The 7,553-nt window shown below is 57.8% G+C and carries 8 protein-coding genes; 1 reads left to right on the plus strand and 7 read right to left on the minus strand.

The genetic code is table 11. The features are described from left to right. Nucleotides 1-259: 259 nt before the first annotated feature. Complete coding sequence (locus BJ928_RS38165) at nucleotides 260-889, minus strand: LysE family translocator (RefSeq protein ID WP_047637219.1); 630 nt, start codon at nucleotides 887-889, stop codon at nucleotides 260-262. A 37-nt stretch (nucleotides 890-926) separates the two neighbouring features. Beyond that, the gene (locus BJ928_RS38170) at nucleotides 927-1,331 is read right to left on the minus strand and encodes a VOC family protein (protein ID WP_047637221.1); all 405 of its coding nucleotides are present in this window, start codon (nucleotides 1,329-1,331) and stop codon (nucleotides 927-929) included. Between the two features lie 137 nt (nucleotides 1,332-1,468). Between BJ928_RS38170 and BJ928_RS38175 the strand changes: the two genes are divergently transcribed. Further along, the gene (locus BJ928_RS38175; protein WP_047637223.1) at nucleotides 1,469-2,809 is read left to right on the plus strand and encodes a PLP-dependent aminotransferase family protein; all 1,341 of its coding nucleotides are present in this window, start codon (nucleotides 1,469-1,471) and stop codon (nucleotides 2,807-2,809) included. A gap of 160 nt (nucleotides 2,810-2,969) precedes the next feature. On the opposite strand, the gene BJ928_RS38180 is transcribed toward BJ928_RS38175, so the two are convergent. The 5 genes from BJ928_RS38180 to BJ928_RS38200 form a co-directional block, all read right to left on the minus strand. Continuing rightward, nucleotides 2,970-3,320, minus strand: coding sequence for a response regulator (locus tag BJ928_RS38180; RefSeq protein WP_047637225.1), 351 nt, complete (start codon nucleotides 3,318-3,320; stop codon nucleotides 2,970-2,972). A gap of 240 nt (nucleotides 3,321-3,560) precedes the next feature. Beyond that, nucleotides 3,561-3,953: a response regulator gene (locus tag BJ928_RS38185; protein WP_047637227.1), complete on the minus strand. Its 393-nt coding sequence runs from the start codon at nucleotides 3,951-3,953 to the stop codon at nucleotides 3,561-3,563. Nucleotides 3,954-3,974: 21 nt separating this feature from the next. Beyond that, nucleotides 3,975-5,009, minus strand: coding sequence for a sensor histidine kinase (locus BJ928_RS38190; protein WP_052228097.1), 1,035 nt, complete (start codon nucleotides 5,007-5,009; stop codon nucleotides 3,975-3,977). A 6-nt stretch (nucleotides 5,010-5,015) separates the two neighbouring features. Further along, the gene (locus BJ928_RS38195) at nucleotides 5,016-6,455 is read right to left on the minus strand and encodes an ATPase domain-containing protein (RefSeq protein WP_047637228.1); all 1,440 of its coding nucleotides are present in this window, start codon (nucleotides 6,453-6,455) and stop codon (nucleotides 5,016-5,018) included. Nucleotides 6,456-6,799: 344 nt separating this feature from the next. Continuing rightward, nucleotides 6,800-7,282 (minus strand): NUDIX hydrolase, encoded by a 483-nt coding sequence (locus tag BJ928_RS38200; protein ID WP_047637230.1) that lies wholly within the window; start codon nucleotides 7,280-7,282, stop codon nucleotides 6,800-6,802. Nucleotides 7,283-7,553 lie beyond the last annotated feature (271 nt).

Genomic DNA, 7,553 nt, shown 5'->3' on the forward strand with positions numbered 1-7,553 from the left:
CGAAGCCGTATCGTTCGCCATAGGTAGCGATCGTGGTGCCCGTGACAGTCCATGCCAAGCTTATAAACACAGGTCGAAGAGGCAATCGCCGCGATATTCGAACCGTTAATGATCGTGCCTCAACCGTGGCTCGCCGCGGTGTAAAGGCTGCAAGGTCGCGCATATTCGTCTCGTCTTTGATACGGGAGCGGATGATTAGAGCCGTGTGACCTTTCGCGGGATCGTCTGCCCATGCGACGACGGCGCGAAGGATCAGTCTTCAGCCCTGCCAGATGAGCAGTCGAAGTCCCGCGGTGGCAAACACGACGGAAAGCACGGTTTCGATCGACCGCCGCAGTCGGGTGTAAAGCGCAGCCATGGAGGCTGTCGAGAACAACAGGGCGTAGCCGCCGAACACAATGACGCCGAGGATGGCACAGCCGGCAATGATCAGCGGAAACAATCCGGCCGGCGCATCTTGCCGAAACCCCAGCGACATGATCGCGATCCAGGACAGGATGGCCTTCGGATTTCCGATATGCATGAGAAGACCTTGCCGGTAGAGCGCTCCATAGCGAGGTGTTGCACGTTCGACATTTGCTCCACCGAAGTCCGACTTCGGCCGCAGCGCCGATCTACCGGCGCGAAAGGCAAGATACAGCAGATAGACGCCGCCGGCGATCTTGATCACGAACAACGCCTGGGCAAAGGCGGCAAGGACTGCAGACAGGCCGGTCGCTGCCAGGATCGCCCAAAAGAGCGAACCGCTGACAACGCCAGCCGCCAGGGCAAGCGCCGGCAGGCGGCCGTCGCGCATCGCCGTTGCCATGATGGCCATATTGCTCGGCCCCGGGCTGGCGGTAGCGATCACATAGGTAGCGTAGATGAGGGCGAGCTGGCTGGCGATCATTGAAATGCTCTTTGTGGGCGAAAGGACGCTTTCCGCTCTATTGCGGGAGATCGCCGCGGTGGACGATATGAACTTTATTTCCGTCAGGGTCGCGCAGATAGGCACCAAAATAGCCATCGCCATAGTGCGGGCGCGGCCCCGGGCCGCCCTCATCCGTTCCACCATTGGCCATGCCACCCGCATAGGCCTCGATCACGGCCTCTTCCGAGGGCGCCAGAAAAGCGACCATGCTGCCATTGCCGACTGTCGCCGCTTCGCGGTTGAAGGGGCTGTAGACATAAAAGCGCGGCAAAGGTGATTGCGTCGCCACCCAACATAGTGCGGCGGGCCCGCCATCGGGGGCGACGGTTCGGCGCTTCAGACCAAGCGGGAGGAGCACAGCATCATAAAAGCTTGCCGCTCGCTCAAGATCGCTTGCTCCGACGGTGACATGGCTAAACATTCAGACCTCGATAAGCCTAGCCATTTCGGCCGGCGCCAGTTGCAAATCTTCGATTTCGTTGGCTCTTGTTATATCTCCTGTTACACTTTCCGCTATTGGAATAGTGTCATGTGACACTTTAATCGAGGCTGTGATTCATGTTGCTGCAATCCCCCTGGGCTCCCCGTCTGGCCGACATCGAGGCGAATGCCGCTGAGCGGCTGGTGCTTGCGCTTGCCGATGACATTATCGAGGGGCGCCTGGCAGGGGGCGACAGACTGCCGGCCCATCGCGATCTCGCGTGGAAGCTGGGTGTAGGCCTCGGTACGGTAACGAAGGCCTATGCCGTTCTGGAGCGGCGCGGCTTGACGCGCAGCGTCAAAGGCCGCGGGACATTCGTGGCGATCCAGGAGGCGCATGGTGAAAGGCAGATCGATCTCTCATCCAATGCGCCGCCCGCCACGCTTAGCGCTCGCATTCTGGCAAAAACGCTGACGGGAATTGCCCGCAGGATCGATGCGGATCATTTCAACCTCTATGCTCCCCCCGGCGGTCATGTCGAGCACCGCCGTATTCTTGCCCGCTGGCTCGAAACGCTGGGTCTGTCCGCTGATCCGTCGCATCTGGTGTTGACGAGCGGTGGCCGGCAAGCGCTGGCGCTTGCCTTCCAACTCGCCTGCGGCCCGGGTGGCCTGCTACTCACCGAGCGGATCACCTATCCCGGGGCTATCGCACTTGCCCGGCGCAACGGGTGCCGCCTGCAGGGGCTGGAGATCGATACCGAGGGAATGATGCCGGAGGCACTAGCGGCGGCGCTCGATGCTACGTCGTCGCGCGGCCGCGTCGCCGTCTATCTCACTCCGACGCTGCACAATCCGACAACCGTCACCATGGGCGTCTCACGGCGGCAGGCGATCGTAGACATTTGTCGTCGGGCCGGCGTCTGGATCGTCGAGGACGGCGTTTATGCGGCGTCCGACCCCGGCGTAGTGCCACTCGCCGCATTGGCCCCCGACATCTCGTTTCATGTGAACGGGCTTTCCAAGTCGCTCGGCCCCGGTCTGCAAATCGGCCTGCTCACGCTGCCACCTGGGCTGGAAGACGCCGCAAAAGAGCATTTGCAGGATATGCCGATGGCACCTTCAGCACTTTCCTGCGCGGTGGTGGAGGATTGGCTCACGACCGGGGTCATCTCCTCGATCCAGCGGGATCTGCGCCATGAAGCACGGCGGCGCTCCGGTCTTGCCGTTTCTCTCCTCGCCATGCGCGACCTTGCCTGGCATCCCGACGCCTACAATGTCTGGCTACCGATGGAACGTGGTGCAGCCAGTCGCCTGGTCGCTGAGGCCATGACAAACGGCATCAGGTTAACCGCGCCAGATGCGTTGATGGTGGATGCGCATGATCAGGCAAGCGGCCTAAGGCTTTGCCTCGGCGGCCCATCATTCGACGACCTGACCGCAGCCTTGACGGTTCTGTCGCGGTTACTGAAGCGATGAGAGAATGATGCGCCGATTTCTGTGAGTTGAACTCAAGCGACCACTGCCACGCCCGGCAACGTGTCAATCAGCACCGTGATTTGAGACAAATCGTCGTCCCAACCTATTGATATTTCGAGCATGGGTGGGGTCATACCGCGATGCCAATTATACAACTGGCTTAACCTTGCAGGCGCTGCGCCTTTTCCAAGGCGTCGACGATCACCTTGTCGGTAAATGGCTTGTCGATTATTCCGATTGCTCCTTCGAGGCCGTATCCAACACGTTCTGGGCTGCCGGTCACAAAGATCACTTTTATCCTGAACCGATCGGTCAATCGGCGAGCAAGCCCCGCTCCGCTATCGCCATCGGCCAAGCCGAGATCCACGAAGGCCACCTGCGCCTTTGATGCATAGGCGAGTGCCTGCCCTGCCGTCATGAAGGGGCCCACGACCTCGTGGCCGGCTTCGACGGCGATACGCTCCAATTCGAGTGCCACCAAGGGCTCATCTTCGACGATCATAACCTTCATCAACATCTCCTCATGCAATAAGAGACAGATCAAATTGGAAGAAGGACGACGTCCGCTACCGGACAGTTTATTGAATGCGCAGTGGCGCTAGTATCGTCTAGTCTCCAAAGACGTCATCCAGTCATCAGCGCGAACTGTGTTCAGAGGCAATGAGCCTGTGGGCAGAAATCTCTTGGGCGCGAACCGCCATGATACAACCGCGGATCGACGGCCTCGTGCCCAATAAGTTTAGGATGCCAGTCATAGTGTTCCGCCACCATTGCGGTTGGTGTGTCGAAACAGCTCCAGCTTTTCTGCGAGTTCGATCTCGGACACCGGTTTGCCAATAGTTGCAAGCACCACATGGGAATACTCGGCCGCGATCGCCTCCTGACCTGTGACGAAGATGCTCGGAATCCCCTGCCGGGAAAGCCAGAACGCCGCATTAGGACCAGTGCGTCCATCAGCAAGATCGATATCCACCAGCACTCCGTCGATTCGGTCGAGATCCTGTCTTTTAACAAGGTCGGTAAAGCTTATGGCAGACCCTGCAAAAAGATGCCCCAAATCCTCAATCATCGCTTCAACTTGAAAGATGATCAGTGGATTGTCTTCAAGACAGAATATGCGCAGTGGAGACGCCGAAGATGGCATGGCTAAAAGGCCTCCAGGATGTCAAAGGTCCTTCGGTGACACGCGCGCAAGGGGACCGATTTGAGTACAGCATAGCCCCTGTGGATGGAACAGGATGGTGGGCGGCGTGCCAAAGAGGTTGTATAACGCCGAGCGGATGTAGCGTGTTCCATATCCGCTCCTTTTGGGTTCCGACACTGGCGGACCTCCTCTCTCAAGCCATTCAAGATCCAGGTTGCCATCTTGTGAGACGGACCATTTCAGACTGATCCGGCCCTCTGGTCTTAAGAGGGCACCATATTTAAGCGCATTTGTCGCAAGCTCATGGAAGCACAAGGCCAGCGTCGTTGCGGCTTCGGCACTCAGCAAAATTTCCGGCCCCTTGAAACTAATGCGATCCGCGCCTTTCGCCCGATATGGGCTGAAGGTTAATTCGACAATATGGGAGAACTGGGCTGCATCGCCGTTCGCCTGGAACACTGCGGAATGTACATTGGCAAGAGCGGCAAGCCGACCGGCGAAATCATCGGCGAACTCATCCAGCGAAACTGCACGCCGACGAGTCATCTGGAAGATTGAAGAGATGCTGGAGAGAATGTTCTTCACGCGATGATTGAGCTCACGCCGAAGTTCGCTCTCGCGCTCAATGTGGTCCCGCACATCGCGCTGGCGCAGGCGCGCAAGCAGGCTCGATTGAACGCCACTCAGCAATTCGAGCATTGTCACTGGACGTTGGTAATAGAGTTGCCGTGAGCGGGGCCAAACGGCTGACAGCTCAGCCTGGACGCGGGTCGGAGGAACCATCCGATCCAATAGGATGAGAATAGGCATCTCCGACCATTCTGGCTGCTCGACGAGGTGGCGACCAATCGCCTCCTGCACCTCCGGATCAAGCGCCTCCTGGGTGGTAACAAGGACGCCAGGTGTTTGTGCTAACAACGCCATCAACTGTTCCAAGCCCTCCGCCCGCCGCACCGCTACACCATTCTGAGCCAGGAGCGTCTCCAAATGTTCGGCGTCGCGCCTATAGGGCGCGATGACCAAAACCCAGTCGAGATGGCTGTCATTCACGGCCACGAGCGATCAGGCCTCCGGAATCGGGTTATATGAGACCACCGTGACGCCGGAGCTCTGAATGAACAATTCCCGGACGTCGAGATCGTGCGGACCGTGCCGTTTCTTCACGACAGTAATGCTGCGCCGCAGCCTACCCTCATGCTCGGTAATTCGTAGCAGCAGCACCGTGTCGCCCAGAAAACTTACATCGACATCAATACCAATCCCTTGGCCAAGCAGACCGTGCTGCGCGACGATAAGCATGGTAAGCACACCCGCGCGCGCGAGAAATTTCAGGAGCGATTGGATGTCGCGGACCGCCTTCTCACGATGCGGCAATGAATTCAGATATCCGGTGAAGCTATCGATGACGACGACCTTCACCCTTTCACTGCTCACCGCTTGCTGCACGATCTGGCCGAACTCACCCGGCGAGATCTCATTGGGGTTGAAATCCCGGATGATCAGCTGACCATCCTTGTGAAATTGGCGCAGATCCATGCCCAATCCTTCCGAGCGCCGGAAGAAAGTCTCTATTCGTTCCTCAAACAGGAACAGGCCTACACTCTCACCTCGTTTGAGAGCTGCGGTCGCATAGAGCGATGCCATGGTTGATTTACCGGTGCCCGCCTGGCCTATGACAAGGGTGGTGGTTCCCGATTCCTGCCCGCCACCGAACATTTCATCGAGCGTATCCACGCCGGACTTGATTAACTGCGGCTCGACCGTTCTCGCCACGGCGCCCGGTATGATGCGCGGGAATACGACCACGCCCTGCCCTTCGCGGATCGCCATGTCGTGATAGCCGTCGGCTACAGGCACACCGCGCATCTTACTGACCTCGACGCGGCGGCGGACCGCACCATATTCCTCAAGCGATTTGTCGAGACGAATGACGCCGTGAGCAATGCCATCGACCTCTTCGCCTGTTCGATCGTTCTCTGGTGTTTGGGTGTCAAGTAGCAGAGCCACAATGTCGCGTTTGGCAAGAAACGCCTTGAAAGCGATCAGCTCGCGACGAAAGCGGGGTGAATCGCCGGTAATCAACCGTATTTCCAGCAGTGAGTCATAGACAAGCCGGCTGGGTTTATGCTCCTCAATCGCGGTTTCGATCATCTTCCGTGTCTCGTCCAGACGGAGTTCAGCCGTCTGAAAAATCGACTGGTCGCTCGCTCCCTGGATCGAATCTGAAGCCGCGAGCTCTTCCACCCGGATGCCCTCAAGCGTCCAGCCGTGGGACAGGGCGATCGCCTCCAGCTCTGCCCTTGTCTGAGACAGGCTGACATAAATGCAGCGCTCTCCGTTCGCCGCACCGGCACGGAGGAATTGTAACGCTGCGGTCGTCTTGCCCGACCCCGGCGCGCCTTGAACGATATAGAGATTTGATGCGGGCAGACCGCCACGGAGAATTTCGTCCAACCCGGAAATCCCGGAACTCACTACAGTCGGCTTCTTGCTCTCGACCACGTTCACCTCTCACGTACGCGTAAATCGACGACCTACAACGCCCGATCACGATATCGAGTTCCCGAGCTGTGCAATAACTATGCGGGCAGACCGCCTGCGTTCCGAAGCTTGGTCAAACGCAAATTGCTATTTCGAAGGGAAGGCAGACCTCTAGCTTTCTCACTTCGGTGCGTGGAAGACGCCACTTTTTCGCGAGCATGGAGGGTAGCTATAATTTAGCCGAGGCGGGAAAGAAGAGGCGAAAACGAAGCGGAGCCGAACCTTGCACGTCCCGCAAGTGAAATGCAAATGACCTAGCCGATCTTCCCGCTCATGCGACAAGAGGCCTCCATATCGGCATCACCCTATGCCAAACCACCAGCTTCCAGCATGATCAATAGGCCCTTCAACTCTGGCTCATTGACCCGTCGCGCTGCCTCCAAAGGGGACATCCATTCAAGGGAGCGCTCTTTGTATTCAGGAAATTTTTCGTAGACTTTGTCGACAGACAGCAGGTGAACTTCCACCATGGCAGGAGTCTTGCTACCATCAGACAAGGTTTTTAGATATGTATAGTAGCCGGCGGCTTTCTTCCTCGCCTTACCCTTCACGCCTGCCTCTTCCCACGCTTCACGTTCGGCCACTTCATGCGGCTTCAGTCCCTTGATCGGCCAACCCTTTGGGATAGTCCAACGCCGCGTCTCGCGGGTTGTCACGAGCAAGATTTCAAGAGTACCCTGCTGGTCGCTGCGAAAGCAAAGAGCACCGAATTGGTCGAACATCTCCCCGCGAAGCAGTACCTCCGCATGTCCAGCTAGCGTCGATAGATGGGTTTCGCCTTTGCCCATGAGATCATCCTATTAGGAAACCAGTATGTAGGGCTTGCTCAGCCTCGGCAAGAGGCCTTTCATGCCGCGGTATGTCAATCCAGCGCGTGTTCTCCTGACTTGATCCTCTCATAGGCAAAATCCAGCAACTAAAAGTCGTAGCTTCCAGTTCGCAGTTAAAGTCGTTTGTCCGGTGTCTGTCCGTCGTCGAATGATTTGAGACTTTTTGGGCTCTGGAAGAATGGAGTTTCCGGCTCAGTTTGCGGGTTGATTTAAGCCGCTTTGGCCTGGT

Origin of the sequence: Rhizobium sp. WW_1 (genome assembly GCF_003610155.1) — a bacterium.
Taxonomy (GTDB): domain Bacteria; phylum Pseudomonadota; class Alphaproteobacteria; order Rhizobiales; family Rhizobiaceae; genus Rhizobium; species Rhizobium tropici_A.